The organism is Acidobacterium sp. S8 (assembly GCF_009765985.1).
In the GTDB taxonomy this organism is placed as follows: domain Bacteria; phylum Acidobacteriota; class Terriglobia; order Terriglobales; family Acidobacteriaceae; genus Alloacidobacterium.
In genome coordinates, this window is record NZ_LMUM01000011.1 from 15,926 (window position 1) to 31,007 (window position 15,082).

Genomic DNA, 15,082 nt, shown 5'->3' on the forward strand with positions numbered 1-15,082 from the left:
TTACTTTTGGGGATTACCTAACATTCTGTCGATCTGATGGATTTTTATTTATGGGAAGAAAAAGAAGGTAAAGTTCGCTGCGGGATAAAAAATCACCTGAAATATTCGGTTTTCAAGTCAGTTTTTTCTTTGCGTACTTCTTCGATGGCGTTGTTCAGATCGGTTTCGATCATCGTTTCTGCAGACGGAAAGTTATCGGCCTTCAAGTTGGCTTGGTTAATTGCGGAGGCAAGCTCCCCGAGAGGTTTATCGACCGCCTGCCATGCCCGGGGAGAGATATGTGAATCTGCTTTCATAGCGAGGATTGTGCCTTCGCTCACTCCCAGACCCTGTAACTCTGCCTTTAGATTGCCTGGAGTAGTGTGATAGCTCTGTGAAATTTGTATCAGCTGGGCGACGCCTTTTAGCTGCATCAGAAGCTGACTAAGTCGTTGATCCAGCTGGTCATAAGCGCTCAGTGTGTCCTTCAATTCGGCTTGTCGCGTCGCTAAGTCTGCCTTTTTCATCTCCAGATCACCGTTTGCCTTGATGGTGAAATAGGCTGTACCAAAGGCTGTCCCCGCAGCGATCAGAGCCGATACAAGGGAACTGCCGAGCAACATGCCGACCATGGATGGGCGATCCGATTTGACGGCATCTTTGATCTCATCCAGCCATGTTGCTGGAATGTTGGACGGCAGGGAGACAGGCGACACAGTGACGGTGCCAGTAGGAGGCGGCGATCCTGCAGGCGGGGTGCCCATACCGCCTCCGGAGGTGGTGTTCATTCGTTAGTCCTGTGGATGAACTGCCTGTGGATGCTGTTCATCCATCGTGACTCTCATGCCGAATTTAGCGTTCGAGCAGAGAATAGTGCCGTCTTTGCAAACCACGCATGATGGAGGCGGTTCGAGCGCTTTGGGATCTTTGCAGGAGGCAATTGGTTTTGCAACAGCGGTAGCTTCGTTTGTGTCGTTCGTTTTTTTCATCGCGTCCTGCGCGGATGCGAGGTAGTCCTCGAGCGAATGAAATCGAATTTTTTCTGTAGTATTTATAGGGATCGCTGCTGTTTTCTCTCCAGTATCGGTGAAGGCGAACAGGGAGCCAGTGCCGGACTCCTTCAACTGACTGGCGATTTTAGTCTTTACGGTGGGAGACAGTGTCGCCTTCTCGGTCGACTGGGACCATCCGCTGGAGAGAGAGAGCGTCAGCAGGAAGGAAATACAAAAGAGAGCTTTTGCCGACATGCGCATGCGTCCTCAACAATCAGAGCCCTTTGAGCTAGAAGGCTGATCTTACCTCGAGGCAACTCTAAATCCAAGCCGGATCTCACAGAAATTAGTTCCCATCCGCTTCTTTCCTCAAACGAGGAAGGCCCCGCATTTTTGCGGGGCCTTCCTGCGCCGTAACAGCGCCTTTCCTTGGACAGCAAGTTCTTAGTACATGCCTTCCATGCCGCCGCCGTGGCCGCCTGCCGGAGCAGCAGACTTAGGCTCGGGGATCTCCGAGACCATAGCTTCGGTGGTCAGCATCAGGCCGGCAATGGAGGCCGCGTTCTGCAGGGCAGTGCGCGTTACCTTCGTCGGGTCGATGACGCCAGCCTTCACCAGGTCTTCGTACTCCCCGGTTCCAGCGTTGTAGCCATAGTTGGATTCCTTGGATTCGTGGATCTTGCCCACAACCACGGCACCCTCTTCGCCGGCATTGGCGACGATCTGGCGCAGCGGCTCTTCGATGGCGCGACGGACGATCTGTGCACCGATCTTCTCGTCACCTTGCAGCGTCTTCACAAGCTCGTCCACATCCTTCGCGGAGCGAACCAGGGCCACACCACCACCCGGGACAATGCCTTCTTCCACGGCAGCGCGGGTTGCGTGCATCGCGTCTTCCACGCGGGCCTTCTTCTCCTTCATCTCGGTTTCGGTAGCCGCACCGACCTTGATGACGGCGACGCCGCCGACCAGCTTCGCAAGACGCTCCTGGAGCTTCTCGCGGTCGTAGTCGGAAGTGGTCTTTTCGACCTGGTTGCGGATTTCCTTCACGCGGCCTTCGATGGCCTTGGACTCGCCGCGGCCTTCGATGATGGTGGTGTTGTCCTTGTCGATGGTGACGCGCTTCGCCTTGCCCAGGTCTTCGATCTTGAGGTTCTCAAGCTTCAAGCCGAGGTCTTCGGTGATCGCGTTGCCGCCGGTCAGGATAGCGATATCTCCCAGCATGGCCTTGCGACGGTCGCCAAAGCCGGGAGCCTTGACGGCAGCCACGTTCAGCGTGCCGCGCAGCTTGTTGACCACGAGCGTCGCCAGCGCTTCGCCATCCACGTCTTCTGCGATGATGACGAGCGGCTTACCCTGACGGGCAACCTGCTCGAGCAGAGGCAGAAGGTCCTTCATCGAGCTGATCTTCTTCTCGTAGATCAGGATGTAGGGATCTTCGAGCACTGCTTCCATGCGGTCCGGATCGGTGACGAAGTAGGGGCTCAGGTAGCCGCGATCGAACTGCATACCTTCGACGACATCGAGCAGCGTTTCGAGGGTCTTCGACTCTTCAACGGTGATGACGCCGTCCTTGCCGACCTTCTTCATCGCTTCGGCAATGATGTTACCGATGGTCGAGTCAGAATTGGCAGAGATGGTGCCGACCTGGGCAATCATTTCGCCCGAAACCGGCTTCGAGAGCTTCGAGAGAGCGCCGCCTGTGACGACACCGTTCTCATCTCGCTTGCCGTTGATCGCTTCGACAGCCTTGTCGATGCCGCGCTTCAGCGCCATCGGGTTTGCACCCGCGGCAACCGTCTTCACGCCTTCGCGATAGATGGCCTGTGCAAGCACGGTTGCGGTGGTGGTTCCGTCACCGGCAACGTCCGAGGTCTTCGATGCAACTTCGCGCACCATCTGTGCGCCCATGTTTTCGAGCGAATCCCTCAGCTCGATTTCCTTGGCTACGGTTACGCCGTCCTTGGTGATGGTGGGCGAACCGAATTTCTTTTCAATGACGACGTTGCGGCCCTTGGGACCGAGCGTCACCTTGACAGCGTCAGCCAGAGTGTTCACGCCGCGCAGAATCGCCTGGCGGGAATCTTCTCCGTGCAGAATTTGCTTTGCCATTTCCAATTCTCCTTACATCGCGGAGCCTGTGGCTCCGTATGAAATTCACGAATCCGGGTATCCCAGGTTCGCGAATCTAACCTGGGTGGAAGTTACTTCTTCAAGATGCCGAGGACTTCTTCCTCACGCATGATGAGGAATTCTTCGCCATCGATCTTGATTTCGGTGCCGGAATACTTGCCGAAGAGGACGCGGTCGCCAGACTTTACATCGAGCGGGAAAACCTTGCCTTCGTCGTTGGACTTACCCTTGCCGACGGCGATCACTTCGCCTTCCTGCGGCTTTTCTTTGGCAGTGTCCGGAATGATGATTCCGCCACGAACGGTCTCGCCCTCGTCCACTCGGCGAACCAAGATGCGGTCGTGCAGCGGAGTAAAGGTAGTGGCTACAGTTGCAGTTGCCATTGCGGTGTTTCTCCTTCGCGCGAGAATCTCTCGCGGTTTTTGAATGCTGAAATCAGGATGTTTTACTGCGAAATTGAGGAGCTTTAAGTGCCAAAACGACTCATTTCGGGGCTTTAGCACTTTCACTCTTTGATTGCTAATGTAGGGAAGTCAGGAGACGTTTGTCAAGTCGCCTCTATGAAATATGAGTCAATCACGCTCATATGTTAAGGCAATATTACATAAAGTACGAAACCTTACTGGTCATCACCCCATCTAATGATTGTGTAGACAGGTAATCTGCCGAAAATCCATTCAAAGATAGTGGTTTTAGAGGCTATTTCGTTTCGTAATAGCGCTATTTTTCTATTGATTTTTGGAGAAAATATACCTAAAATAAAAGAGTTTGTGACTTCTCGGCGAGTCTGCAGGTTGCTGGTATCCCCGTCTTCGCCGGAGTTTCTGTACGTCACCTAACTTGCTAGGGGTAATCAAAAAAATATGGCAAAACGTCGTGGCAATCCCAATTGGGGTAAACCGGAGCCTATAGGTCCGGTCGTACCCACTGTAACTTCCTTCGAACAGGTCGTGAAGGAATATAAGCTGACCCCGGATCAGTATGTGCGCTCCACCCGGCTGCGTGAATGGGCGCGGCGTAATCGCAACTCGAAATATATTCCTGAGGCGCTGCTGGAAGCATGGGGCTTTGAGATCGAATCGACCTTGTAAGCCAGGCTTGAATGAGTAAACAGAAACGCCGCCCGAATGGGCGGCGTTCCTGCGTTCAGGAGATTTTTCAGCCAGTTTTTCAGTATGAGTTGGCCGATTTGCGTGGAATTCGCTGCGCTTCTAAAAAAATACGCCGGCTGTCCAAATCCCCAATCTCCGCGCGTCATGGTAGTAGCTACAATTCAACGCGGAGGTTTCTCCATGCAATATCTGTTACTCCTCTACTCAAACGAAGCCGGAAGCACTGACCCCAGCCCAACAGCAGCAGGGGTACGCGGCTTATATGTCGTATACCGAAGCCCTGAAGAGCGCAGGTGCTTATATTGGCAGTAATCGCCTGCAACCGGTCTCAACAGCAACCACCGTCCGAACCGGGGACGGGAAATCACAGGTGCTCGACGGGCCCTATGTGGATTCGAAAGAGCAACTTGGCGGCTACTATCTGATCCAAGCAGCGGATCTCGACGCAGCGCTCGCCTGGGCAGCCCGTTGCCCCGGTGCAGGCCATGGCACGATTGAAGTTCGGCCGGTATGGGAAATGTCGGCCGCGCAGTACGTCTAACGCACTCTTGCGGCAAAAGGGGGCACGGTATTAGAAATGCCGGGCCCTGATTTGCCATATTTCAAATTAGGCTGCACGAAAGAGAATTGGGACAGCGTGCCGTCATCGCTCTCTGGGAAAATTGCGAATGTTTCGTACCGATGAGCCTCAAATCCGGCAAGAGCCTGCCAACGCCCATAGCACCGCAGAAGCAGTTGCGCGCCGGAGTTATGGCAAGCTGGTCGCTTTTCTGGCGGCACGCACGCACGATGTAGCGGCTGCGGAGGATGCGCTCTCGGAAGCTTTTGCATCAGCCCTGGCCGATTGGTCGCGGAACGGCTGTCCGGCAAACCCGGAAGCATGGCTTCTGACGGTGGCCCGCCGCAAATTCATCGACATGACGCGGCGGCAGCACAGCAAGGATGCAGTCGATCTTTACCTCCAACAGATTGGCGAGATACTCGCAGACATCCCCGCAGACAGCGAAATCCCCGACCGCCGTCTCGCGCTGATCTTCGCATGCGCGCACCCTGCCATTGACGCCGCCGTTCGCGCGCCACTCATCCTGCAGGTTCTGCTCGGACTCGACGCCGCAGCCATTGCCTCCGCTTTTCTCATGTCGCCTACGGCCATGAGTAAACGGCTCGTCCGCGCCAAGAGTAAAATCCGCGAAGCCGGAATCCCATTTCGCATTCCTGAAAGGGAAGAGCTTCCTGATCGTTTGGATACCGTGCTCGAAGCCATCTATGCCGCTTTCGCCGAAGGATGGAGCGACGCTGCGGGTACCGATGCCGCGCGCCGCGATCTTGCGGAAGAAGCTATCTTCCTCTGCCGCATGGTCATCGAGCTACTGCCATCCGAGCCGGAAGCGCTGGGCCTGCTCGCTCTTATGCTTTATGCCCAGGCCCGCCGCCTGGCACGGCGCAGCGGGTGCGATGAATACATTCCGCTCACCGCGCAGGACCCGATTCTCTGGGACCTCGAGATGATTGGCGAAGCCGAGGAGATGCTTATGCGCGCCAGCACTATGGGCGTCATCGGGCGCTATCAGCTGGAAGCCGCCATCCAGTCAGCCCATGTCGAGCGGCGTGCGATGGGCGGTACGAACTGGGAAGCGATCCTGCAGCTGTACGATACGCTCTTTTCGCTCATGCACTCTCCCGTCGTCGCCATCAATCGTGCTCTTGCGATCGCGGAAGCACAAGGAGCGGAAGCTGGCCTCAAAGCTCTGCAGGATGTGGCTGAGGATGAGCGCCTCGCTGAATATCAGCCATACTGGGCGGCGCGCGCCGAACTGCTGGCTAGAACTGGCGCGCATTGCGACGCCCATCACGCCTACGAGGTCGCCATCGGCCTCGAACGCGATCCTTCCATCCGCCGTTTCCTAACGCGCCGCCAGTCAAAACTTCAGTTTTGAAATCAATCCTCCGTAGCATTTTTCAATAACAAACCTCCGTCATTCCGACAACCGCAGGAAGTAGGAATCCCAAGCCACGCTGGTTAGAGATTCGTCGCCTTCGGTTCAGAATGACGGCTTTTGGTCTGGATTACCTCAGAGGAATTCGCTCTATTTCTGTGGCGCAGCCGCGTAACGATGCAACTGCGGACCGACAACGTTGGAGAATCTATAGTTCTCCCTGCGGTCGTCATCAATGGTCCAGAACATGGCTCCGATCATGCCGGGATAGCCTTTCGGCTGCAGGAGTTTGTATCTGGTTCCGGCAGGAGCTTTGCCGGTAATGATGTAGTCCATTGCCTGGCTGACGGTGGCCGGCATGACGTCACCGGTGAGAAATCCCACAGCTACTTTGTTGGCTGGCAGCGGAGGAAAGACTTGGTTTGGATCGCCTCCTGCGGGGAATCCGTGCAGGAGAAGCTCAGTCATGGCGGCGTGGTAATCGACGGACCCCGGCTGGTAGATTTCGCCATCGAGACCCTGGAGTGGCGGGGTGTTGTAGTCCTGCACGTCTACAAAGGAAAGAATGTCATGAAGAGCGTAGACGATCGGCAGATAAGAGCCGAACTGACCGCCGTAGCTAGGATAGCCGGATGGAATCTGCGTGCCTTCGGGGACGAGACTGATCATGAAACCGGGACCGAAGTGATCGTGCAGCTGACGCAGTGCCGAGATCAGGTTGACGATGGAAGGGGTGGTGGGATGGCGAAAGTCGGCGTCTCCGGGTGCGATGGAAAGCGAAGGGCTTTCAAAGTCGATATCGATGCCGTCGAAGCCGTACTCGCTGACGATGCTGGTGACAGAAGAGACGAAGTTGGGAACACGCGCTGGATCGGCAAGAGTAAAGTTCTGACCGCCGCCGCCGAGCGAGATGATGACTTTTCTGCCCTGGCTCTTGAGGCTCGCGATGTCGGCCTTGAACTCAGCTGGCTCGAGGCCGGCGGGGGTGTGGAATTGCAGAGTGCCTTCGGGAGCGTTGTGATCCGGCGTTGCGAAGGCGACGATAACGACATCCCATTGCGGGGAGATCTCGCGAGGCGGAAAATCAGCTCGACCGTAGCCCTCCCAGTATCCGATGAGCTCATGACCGTTTGGAGAGCCCTTGGATGGAATGGCCGAGACTGAAGGCGTAAAGGGCGCGGACTCTTCAGAGCGTGGACGGCGTGCGGGACAGGGTTGCGCAGCCGCAGTGAGTGCATGCGGGTCGGGGAAACTATATGTGTTGCCCAGGTTTGATCCGTTGCCAAGATACCAGGGGAGCAGAGCGACATTCTGCAGGTGGTAGCTCATTTTTCCGGCACTGATTGCGAACGGTTTCGATGAGGGAAAATTGTTTTTCAGATTTGTGTTGGTTGGTTCCAGTAGAAAGTATCTGGAAGCGACGCTGGTGCCGCCGCAACTCCCGCCATCTCCCGGATGCATCGAGGCGGGACGCAGCCAGCGTGGAAAAATATTCCCTTGCGATTTTGCGTCGTGACCTTCGCTCTCAATGAACGGGTCGTACAGCGGATCATGAATAAACTCGGCAAGCTGTTGCGTGAGCGGCTGCACATCTCTGTCCGTGACAACAGCAGGCGCGTCGTGAATATAAGAGCTAAGAACAAACGAATTTCCAGTAGCCGGGTCGACACCATGGGTTCCCCACGAGCAGCAGACGGTGGCATCTCCTAAGGCGTAGTAGGTGGTGTTATGCGTTACTGCTATGACGAGCTTGCCGTCCTGCTTTGGAATCTGTTTGAAGAGCTCGCGCTGAAGGAACTCCAGGTCGACGACAGCGACGTGCGTGCCGGTCTTCTTCGAAGAGAGAATGTAGCCGTAGCCGGTAGGGATGGTGATTTCGACGGCTTTTACTTCGGGCTTGCCGAGGAGGGTATGCCAGTTTTTGGCAGCTGGGAAGGTGGTGCGCAGTATGGCATCGGCATATTGCGTTTTGCCCGCGGCGGCGAAAGGAAAGTCAGAGTAAATCGGCGAATGGAGGATGCTGGCTACGTCTGACGTCGCGTCCATGGTGAAAGGCTTGCCGTCGATTTTTCTTGATTCGAAGGCGAGCTTGACCGGAACAAGCACGGTGGGGACGGTAGTACTTTTTCCGGCTGACGGGTCCTGGCCGAAAAGCGTATAGGAATTTCCGCTGCCAGTGTATTGGAAGAACGGCACGGTGCCCTGCGCGTGAGTGGTAGCACTGAAAAGAACGATGAGAAAGAGCAGGCAGATGAACTTGGCTCGCATAACCAGCTTCGCAACCTCTGTGATGGGGTAATAAGTATGCAGCCAGCATCTTTCATACGGGCCGGAAGAGCAAGTAGGCAGTTACCACTGGCGAATAAGAGCAGGGTGGCGGACAATAGATGTATGGCTGCAAAAGCTCTTTTTACCGATGTTCCGGGCGCGATTGAAGAGATCAAGGCTGGCCGCATGATCGTGGTTGTCGATGATGAGGACCGCGAGAATGAAGGTGATCTGACTCTCGCCGCCGAGTTCGTTACGCCGGAAGCGATTAACTTCATGGCGAAGCATGGTCGAGGCCTGATTTGCCTGACACTGACCGAGGATCGCGCCGATTATCTGCGCCTGGGGCCGATGACGCAGCAGAACTCATCGCGCTTTGGTACGGCGTTTACCGAGACGATCGAGGCACGGGAAGGTGTCACCACCGGCATCTCGGCTCATGACCGGGCGCATACGATTAAGGTTGCGATCAATCCGGCTTCGACGGCGAATGATCTTGCACGGCCTGGACATATCTTTCCATTGCGCGCGCGGAAAGGCGGCGTGCTGGTGCGCGCCGGGCAGACGGAGGCTTCAGTCGATCTTGCTCGCATGGCCGGGCTTATTCCTGCGGGCGTGATATGCGAAATCATGAAAGATGATGGCACGATGGCACGTGTGCCGGATCTGGTCGACTTCTGCGAGCAGCACGGAATGAAAATACTGACGGTTGCGGAATTGATTCGCTACCGGTTGCAGAATGAGCGATACATTGTTCGCGTTGCTGAGAGCGAAATGCCGACGCCTTATGGCGACTTCCGCATGATTGCGTATGAGAGCGAAGTGAATGGCGGCGAGAGTCACATCGCGTTGGTGAAGGGTGATGTGAGCAGAGGCGATAAACCGGTATTGGTGCGCGTACATTCGCACTGCCTTGCGGGAGATGTTTTCGGGGCCACATCGTGCGACTGTCACGGCATTATGCAGCGCTCGCTCAAAGCGATAGCAGATGCGGGACGCGGTGCGCTGATCTATTTGCACAACACCAGCCGCGGCTTTGATATCGATCGCTCCATCGCGCCGCATCGCATCATCCTGCACCGGGAATCTCGATCGCGTGAAGGGCACGATGATCGCCATCAACGGACGCTTCGCCAGGTTGGACTCGGAGGCCAGATTCTGGCTGACCTCGGCATTCACAAGGTGAGGTTACTGTCGAATACGCCGACGCATGTTCCTGCGTTGCAGGGTTTCGATGTGGAGATCGTGGAACAGGTGGCGATTCCCGAAGCTGAAATCGCAGCGCTGGAAAGCAACTAAGAGATTATTCCGCTCGCAGCGATTGCATAGGATCGACCGATGCGGCACGCAGCGCAGGCCAGAAGCTGGCGAGCGCTGCTGTCGCGCTGAGAACGGCAATTGCGGTAAGCATTGAGAAGACATCTGTGCCGCGTACACCGAAGAGCAGAGTTCGGATCATGCGACCAGCGATCATAGAGAGCGCGATCCCGGGAATTCCACCGAAAAGAAGTACGCGCACCGCCTGTGCCATAACCATGCGAATAATGTTTGTGCGGGTAGCGCCCAGAGCCATGCGGACGCCGATCTCGCTGGTGCTGCGTGTTACGCGGAAGGACAGGACACCGTAGATTCCGACAGCAGCCAGCGCCAATGCGAGAGCGCCGAAGATGGATGTCAGCCTGACGAGAAGATGCTCGGTGGTGACGGTTCTGTCATAAGCGGTCGCGAGCGAGTGGATTTCCGTTATAGGCATTTGCGGATCGATTGCGAGGAGCGCGCGGTGCACCGAGCTTGCTACTGGAAGCGGTTCCCCGCTGGTTCGGATTGCAATACTGTTTACGTTGTAATCGGTCTGAGCTATGGGCTGATAGAAAATCGGCGGTGGCGTAGAGCGGAGATCATCGACGCGGGCATCGCTCACAACTCCGATGATGGTGAATTGCGCGTCTGCTGGAGGCGGTCCAAAGCCGACTTTCTGCCCCAGTGGATTCGTGTCTCCGAAGAGTTTCTTCGCCAGTGATTGATTCACGAGCGCAACGGATAGCGAACTGGCTCGATCGCCATTATCAAACTCCCGACCCTTCACAACTGGAATGCCAAGCGTACGAAAATATCCACTGCCTACGTTGTCCTGATGAGACTGCATGGCGCTTTCGCTTAGTTCGGGATGCCCGGCGACGTGGATGACGCTGTTCCAGAGGCACCCAGGCGGAAGACACATATCGAGCGCGGCTGACCGCACGCCAGGAATCGATTGCACGCTCTCAAGTATTTGTGGCGAGGGCACGCACACGCGGTTGTGTGTATCCAGCGCGATGGAAGGCGAATCGCACCGTGAGAATGTGCTGGCGGTCAAAACCGGTATCTACGTGATTAAGGTTGACCAGTGTTCGAGCAAACATGGAGGCGAGCGCAAGCAGAAGCAACGACAACGCAACCTGAGAAGAAAGCAGGATGTTCGAGAATGCTCCGCTTGGAGATTGCGTCAGTGTTCGATGGCTTCGTGCGGCGCTCGCGAGGTCCATACGCGTGATTGCAAAAGACGGGATAAACGCGAAGGCGAAGAATGTAAGAGCCAGCAGCGCAGCGATGAAGCTGTAGACATCGGCTGAAAGATTCAGGTCCAGCGGAATCGGCTCGGCTCCCGGCGACGCCCAGCGCAGCAGAATGGGTCCTGTTATGACGGCTATGATCACCGCCGTCACACCGCCGATGAAGGTGAGCAGCCCGCTTTCCACCAGAAGTTGTTGTAGGATTCGGCCGCGACCTGCACCGAGCGATGCTCGCACTCCGAATTCATGTGTATGTGCGATGAGCCGCGAGCGCTGCAGATTTGCAAGATTGATGCAGGCGATGAGCAATACAGCGGCAACCATCATCATAAGAACGGTGACAGGCTGTGAATAACGATCGAACACTACGCTCTCACTTTGAGCGAGCGGATGCAGCGTGAAGGGAACTGCCTTGTTAGCTGCGCGCTTTTCTTCGGGCGCGAAGCGAGCGGCGAGATCAAGATCAGGCTGGAAGGCATGCGTCCACGCCGCTATTGCCGACGATTCCAAGCCACGAGGTACTCGCGCAATGAGCGTGAGCCAGAAAAGTGCTTCCTGGTGCCGATAAGGCGCGGACAGGCTTACACCGCTGCCGTAGCCAAGCGAATCGAAGGGTGCGGCATAGCGCACGTCCTTTTGTGCTTCGAGCGGCAGCCAGAGATCAGGCACTTCACCGGGGATCACGCCGCTGAATTGCTTTGGCGCGACGCCGATGATCACGACGGGTGCTCCATTGATAAGCAGGGACTTGCCGATGATCGCAGGATCAGAGGCGAAATGCTGTTGCCAGAATCCAAAGCGCAGAACCGCGTGCCATGCGCCGCCAGTTGGAGCTGAGTCGCTGTTCAGGAGAAATCGTCCGCGAGTGGGGAGAACTTCAAGCGTAGAAAAGAAATTGGTTGAGACCAACTGCATCCTCGCCGTATCGATCCCGCTGCTGCCGTTCGAAAAGACATTACACTCCGCTACGGAGGTGTGCGCAGCGATGTCGGCTTGTCTGATGGATGCGGATCTCAGGCGGTCAAAAGCTGGGCCGGAGTAGAGCCATGCTGCATCGTTGGGTGTGCTGATCGAGCGCAGCTGGTACATCTCTTTGGCATTTGGAACGGACAGTGTTGGGAAGACCACGGCCCGCATGAGGTTAAAGATCGCAGCATTGGCTCCGATGCCGAGAGCAATCGTAATGATTACGGTGACCGAAAAGCCGGGAGCTTTTGCGAGTTGCCGCAGCCCGTATTTCAAGTCGGCCCAAAAAGATTCCAGCCGCCGCCATTGCCACAGCTCGTGGCTGCGCTCTTCGATCAGGGTTGCATTGCCGAACTTCTTTTTCGCCGCGTGCTCCGCGTCTTTGCGATTCATGCCTTCATGAATGAGCGCTTCCACTGTTTCATCGAGGTGATGACGAATTTCTTCTGAAAGATCGGCATAGATGTGCCGGCGCGAGAATAGTTGTCGCAGCCACCCCATTATTCGCCTCTCAAGGTGAGCATGGGATCAATGGAGGCAGCTCGCCGGGCAGGAGCCCAGGCGGCGATGAGTGCAAGGATGATCATCAGCAGCGGAACCGCGCAAAATGTAAGTGGATCGAAGGGGCTTACCTGGAAGAGGAAATTCCGCAGAAGGCTGGCCGACACGATTGCTCCGGCGAGGCCGGTGATGGATCCGGCAATGGAGAGTAGCAGGCTCTGTTTCACTACAGCTTGCACGATTTGCCAGCGCGGCGCGCCAAGCGCAATGCGTATGCCGATCTCACGACGACGCCAGCTGACTACGTAGGCGATGAGACTGTAGACGCCGACTGATCCTACGCCTACAGCCAGCGCGCCGAAGCCGAGAAGAAGAATGGCGAGAGAGCGAGGAGTTGAAGCAGAGGCAGCGACGACTTCGCCCAGCGAACGGACATGAGTAACCGGCACGAGAGGATCCAACTCTGCGGCAGCTCTGCGTAATCCACTGGTCAATTGTGTTGCTGGAAGATGAGAGCGCAGCAGGATCGTCATCTGTGGTTGCTCATTGCTTCTCGTCATAGGCAGATAAACTTCTTCATCGAAATTGCTGGCCAGGCTATCGTGATGCGTGTTGCTGACGACGCCGACGACGATAGAAGCGGCGTTGAGATCGAGTGTCGCCGGTGTTGGTTCATCGGCGACCTCGATAATGTGCTTTCCGATGGGATCCTGATTTGGCCAGAGAGACCGAGCCATTTTTTGATTAATGACTATAGCGCGGCTTGCCCCGGACTGATCGGAATCTGTCAGCAGGCGACCGCGAAGAAGCCGGAGACCGATCGTCTGAAAATAATTCGTCGAAATGATACGGCCTGCAGCTTGTCCGGCAATCTGCCTGGGGCTACGCGGATTGCCTTCGGAGTCGTAGACATAATTCAGGTCTGAGCCTGTCATAGGCAATTTGTCTACAAGGGCGACATCTTCTGTTCTAGCGATGGTGTGCGCCTTCTGCTCAAGTTGCTGGAAGAAGCTGTGACAATAGCCTGACTGTTTGCAGGCGGAGGAATCGAGCGATACCTCCGCGGTGAGAATCTGCTCTGTGCGAAAGCCAGGATTTACACGCGACAGGCTGTAGAGACTGTGAAGCATCAATCCGGCTGCGGTGATGACGACAACGGATAAGCCAATCTGTCCAACAACCAGCAACATGGAGAGCTTGTACTGCGATCCTTTACCTGCCACGCTGATGCCGCCAGAACGCAGTGCGCTTTGCAGATGCGGAGACGCCATCTTGATTGCCGGGACGAGGCCGAAGATGACACCTGTCAATACAGATGCAATTGCGGCAAACAGAAAGACGTCCCAGTGCATAGCGATATCGGCGACGCGGGGCGTGTCGGCGGGAAGAAGCCTGGTGAGCACTCGAAGGCTCAAGGATGCTGCGGAAAGACCTGCGATGCCAGCGAGGATACCGAGGAGAATGCTTTCCACTAAAAGCTGTCGAACAATGCGCCATCCGGAGGCGCCCAGTGCGCCGCGAATTGCCATCTCGCGCTCGCGCGACACGGCGCGGGCCAGCATAAGGTTGGCGACGTTCGCACAGGCAATGAGCAGGATGAGTCCGACAGCGCCGAACAAGAGTAAAAGTCGCGGACCTGTATCGCCGATGACGGAATCAAGCAAAGGAGTTACGGTGGTGTCTGCTTCCCAGCTGTCGGGCATGACCCACGGAAAGAGCGGCAACAAATGAGGATGGAGGCGACGAAGTTCGGCCTGAGCCGCTGCGGGAGTAACTCCATCTCTGAGACGGCCAATTGAGCGGTTGCCGAAATCCTTCCACGGATCAAAGGTGTCTCCACCCTTGAAGGAAATAGGGATGACAAACTGTGTATCTGTGTATGGAAAATTGATTCCGGCTGGCATAACGCCGATGATCTTTCGCGAGATGCCATCGATACGGATAGTTTGGCCGATCACCTGTGGATTACCTGCGAAACGCTGCTGCCAGTATCCGTAATTCAGGACAGTTACCAGATTCTGGCCGGCGATTGCGTTGTCAGGAGAAAAAAAGCTGCCGAGTGCGGGATGAATATCCAGCGTGTCAAACGCATTGACCATGACAGACGATCCAAAAACGCGTTCTGCCGCATCTTTGTCTTCGATATTGGATTCTGCATGCGGTCCGTATCCGGTGATAGAAGTGAAGGACTCAGCGCGGTTCTGCAACTCACGAATCCATCCCTTAGGAAAGACGCCGGAGATGCGCATCAAGCGCTCCTGCTGCGGGAAGGGCAATGGCCGCAGCATGATCGAATCTATGAGCGTAAAGATGGCGGTGTTGGCGCCGATGCCAAGAGCCAAAGTGGTGACTGCCATGATCGTAAATGCGCGATAGCGTCCGATCTGACGCAGGCCGAACCTGACGTCTGCCCACAGGGAGTTCATGGCTGGCCACTGCCACGCTTCGCGTCCGTGCTCTTCGAGAAGCGTTACGTTACCAAATTCTCTTCGTGCCTGGTGTTCTGCGTCCGAGCGACTCATTCCTTCGGCGACGAGGAACTCTACTTTTTCATCTAGATGCTGACGAATTTCTTCCGACAGATCGTTGTAAATACGGCGACGGGAAAAGAGTTTTTGGAACCAAGGCATGTCAGCTCTCCT

12 protein-coding genes are annotated in these 15,082 nt (G+C 55.9%); 4 read left to right on the forward strand and 8 right to left on the reverse strand.

What is annotated here, in order from left to right:
* Positions 1 to 92: 92 nt before the first annotated feature.
* The 4 genes from GSQ86_RS02625 to groES all read right to left on the reverse strand — a co-directional run bounded on the left by GSQ86_RS02625 (position 93) and on the right by groES (position 3,487).
* Positions 93 to 767: a hypothetical protein gene (locus tag GSQ86_RS02625; protein ID WP_158748413.1), complete on the reverse strand. Its 675-nt coding sequence runs from the start codon at positions 765 to 767 to the stop codon at positions 93 to 95.
* A gap of 3 nt (positions 768 to 770) precedes the next feature.
* Positions 771 to 1,226 (reverse strand): hypothetical protein, encoded by a 456-nt coding sequence (locus GSQ86_RS02630; protein WP_158748414.1) that lies wholly within the window; start codon positions 1,224 to 1,226, stop codon positions 771 to 773.
* A gap of 189 nt (positions 1,227 to 1,415) precedes the next feature.
* Complete coding sequence (gene groL, locus GSQ86_RS02635) at positions 1,416 to 3,083, reverse strand: chaperonin GroEL (protein ID WP_158748415.1); 1,668 nt, start codon at positions 3,081 to 3,083, stop codon at positions 1,416 to 1,418.
* Positions 3,084 to 3,175: 92 nt separating this feature from the next.
* Complete coding sequence (gene groES / locus GSQ86_RS02640; protein ID WP_158748416.1) at positions 3,176 to 3,487, reverse strand: co-chaperone GroES; 312 nt, start codon at positions 3,485 to 3,487, stop codon at positions 3,176 to 3,178.
* Between the two features lie 480 nt (positions 3,488 to 3,967).
* On the opposite strand from groES, the gene GSQ86_RS02645 reads away from it, so the two are divergent.
* The 3 genes from GSQ86_RS02645 (at position 3,968) to GSQ86_RS02655 (ending at position 6,153) form a co-directional block, all read left to right on the forward strand.
* Positions 3,968 to 4,195 carry a hypothetical protein gene (locus GSQ86_RS02645; protein ID WP_117298310.1) on the forward strand — a complete coding sequence of 76 codons (228 nt, stop codon included), beginning with the start codon at positions 3,968 to 3,970 and terminating at the stop codon, positions 4,193 to 4,195.
* A gap of 283 nt (positions 4,196 to 4,478) precedes the next feature.
* Complete coding sequence (locus GSQ86_RS02650) at positions 4,479 to 4,757, forward strand: YciI family protein (RefSeq protein ID WP_254062094.1); 279 nt, start codon at positions 4,479 to 4,481, stop codon at positions 4,755 to 4,757.
* Positions 4,758 to 4,884: 127 nt separating this feature from the next.
* The gene (locus GSQ86_RS02655; RefSeq protein ID WP_158748417.1) at positions 4,885 to 6,153 is read left to right on the forward strand and encodes an RNA polymerase sigma factor; all 1,269 of its coding nucleotides are present in this window, start codon (positions 4,885 to 4,887) and stop codon (positions 6,151 to 6,153) included.
* Between the two features lie 150 nt (positions 6,154 to 6,303).
* Here the strand turns inward: GSQ86_RS02655 and GSQ86_RS02660 are convergent, their stop codons facing one another.
* Positions 6,304 to 8,421: a chitinase gene (locus GSQ86_RS02660; RefSeq protein WP_158748418.1), complete on the reverse strand. Its 2,118-nt coding sequence runs from the start codon at positions 8,419 to 8,421 to the stop codon at positions 6,304 to 6,306.
* 123 nt (positions 8,422 to 8,544) lie between these two features.
* On the opposite strand from GSQ86_RS02660, the gene ribB reads away from it, so the two are divergent.
* A complete protein-coding gene (gene ribB, locus GSQ86_RS02665; RefSeq protein WP_158748419.1) occupies positions 8,545 to 9,720 on the forward strand; it encodes a 3,4-dihydroxy-2-butanone-4-phosphate synthase in 1,176 nt (391 codons plus the stop codon).
* Positions 9,721 to 9,724: 4 nt separating this feature from the next.
* Here the strand turns inward: ribB and GSQ86_RS02670 are convergent, their stop codons facing one another.
* The 3 genes from GSQ86_RS02670 to GSQ86_RS02680 are packed head-to-tail and all read right to left on the reverse strand — an operon-like array spanning position 9,725 to position 15,070.
* Positions 9,725 to 10,681 carry an FtsX-like permease family protein gene (locus GSQ86_RS02670; RefSeq protein WP_158748420.1) on the reverse strand — a complete coding sequence of 319 codons (957 nt, stop codon included), beginning with the start codon at positions 10,679 to 10,681 and terminating at the stop codon, positions 9,725 to 9,727.
* A gap of 4 nt (positions 10,682 to 10,685) precedes the next feature.
* Positions 10,686 to 12,440 (reverse strand): ABC transporter permease, encoded by a 1,755-nt coding sequence (locus GSQ86_RS02675; RefSeq protein ID WP_158748421.1) that lies wholly within the window; start codon positions 12,438 to 12,440, stop codon positions 10,686 to 10,688.
* A complete protein-coding gene (locus GSQ86_RS02680; RefSeq protein WP_254062095.1) occupies positions 12,440 to 15,070 on the reverse strand; it encodes an ABC transporter permease in 2,631 nt (876 codons plus the stop codon). Before GSQ86_RS02680 ends, GSQ86_RS02675 begins: the two co-directional genes overlap by 1 nt.
* Positions 15,071 to 15,082: the final 12 nt, after the last annotated feature.

Coding starts and splice junctions, on each gene's coding strand:
- GSQ86_RS02625 (WP_158748413.1), bottom strand. CDS start 767: ATGAACACCACCTCCGGAGGCGGTATGGGCACCCCGCCTGCAGGATCG.
- GSQ86_RS02630 (WP_158748414.1), bottom strand. CDS start 1,226: ATGTCGGCAAAAGCTCTCTTTTGTATTTCCTTCCTGCTGACGCTCTCT.
- groL (WP_158748415.1), bottom strand. CDS start 3,083: ATGGCAAAGCAAATTCTGCACGGAGAAGATTCCCGCCAGGCGATTCTG.
- groES (WP_158748416.1), bottom strand. CDS start 3,487: ATGGCAACTGCAACTGTAGCCACTACCTTTACTCCGCTGCACGACCGC.
- GSQ86_RS02645 (WP_117298310.1), top strand. CDS start 3,968: ATGGCAAAACGTCGTGGCAATCCCAATTGGGGTAAACCGGAGCCTATA.
- GSQ86_RS02650 (WP_254062094.1), top strand. CDS start 4,479: ATGTCGTATACCGAAGCCCTGAAGAGCGCAGGTGCTTATATTGGCAGT.
- GSQ86_RS02655 (WP_158748417.1), top strand. CDS start 4,885: ATGTTTCGTACCGATGAGCCTCAAATCCGGCAAGAGCCTGCCAACGCC.
- GSQ86_RS02660 (WP_158748418.1), bottom strand. CDS start 8,421: ATGCGAGCCAAGTTCATCTGCCTGCTCTTTCTCATCGTTCTTTTCAGT.
- ribB (WP_158748419.1), top strand. CDS start 8,545: ATGGCTGCAAAAGCTCTTTTTACCGATGTTCCGGGCGCGATTGAAGAG.
- GSQ86_RS02675 (WP_158748421.1), bottom strand. CDS start 12,440: ATGGGGTGGCTGCGACAACTATTCTCGCGCCGGCACATCTATGCCGAT.
- GSQ86_RS02680 (WP_254062095.1), bottom strand. CDS start 15,070: ATGCCTTGGTTCCAAAAACTCTTTTCCCGTCGCCGTATTTACAACGAT.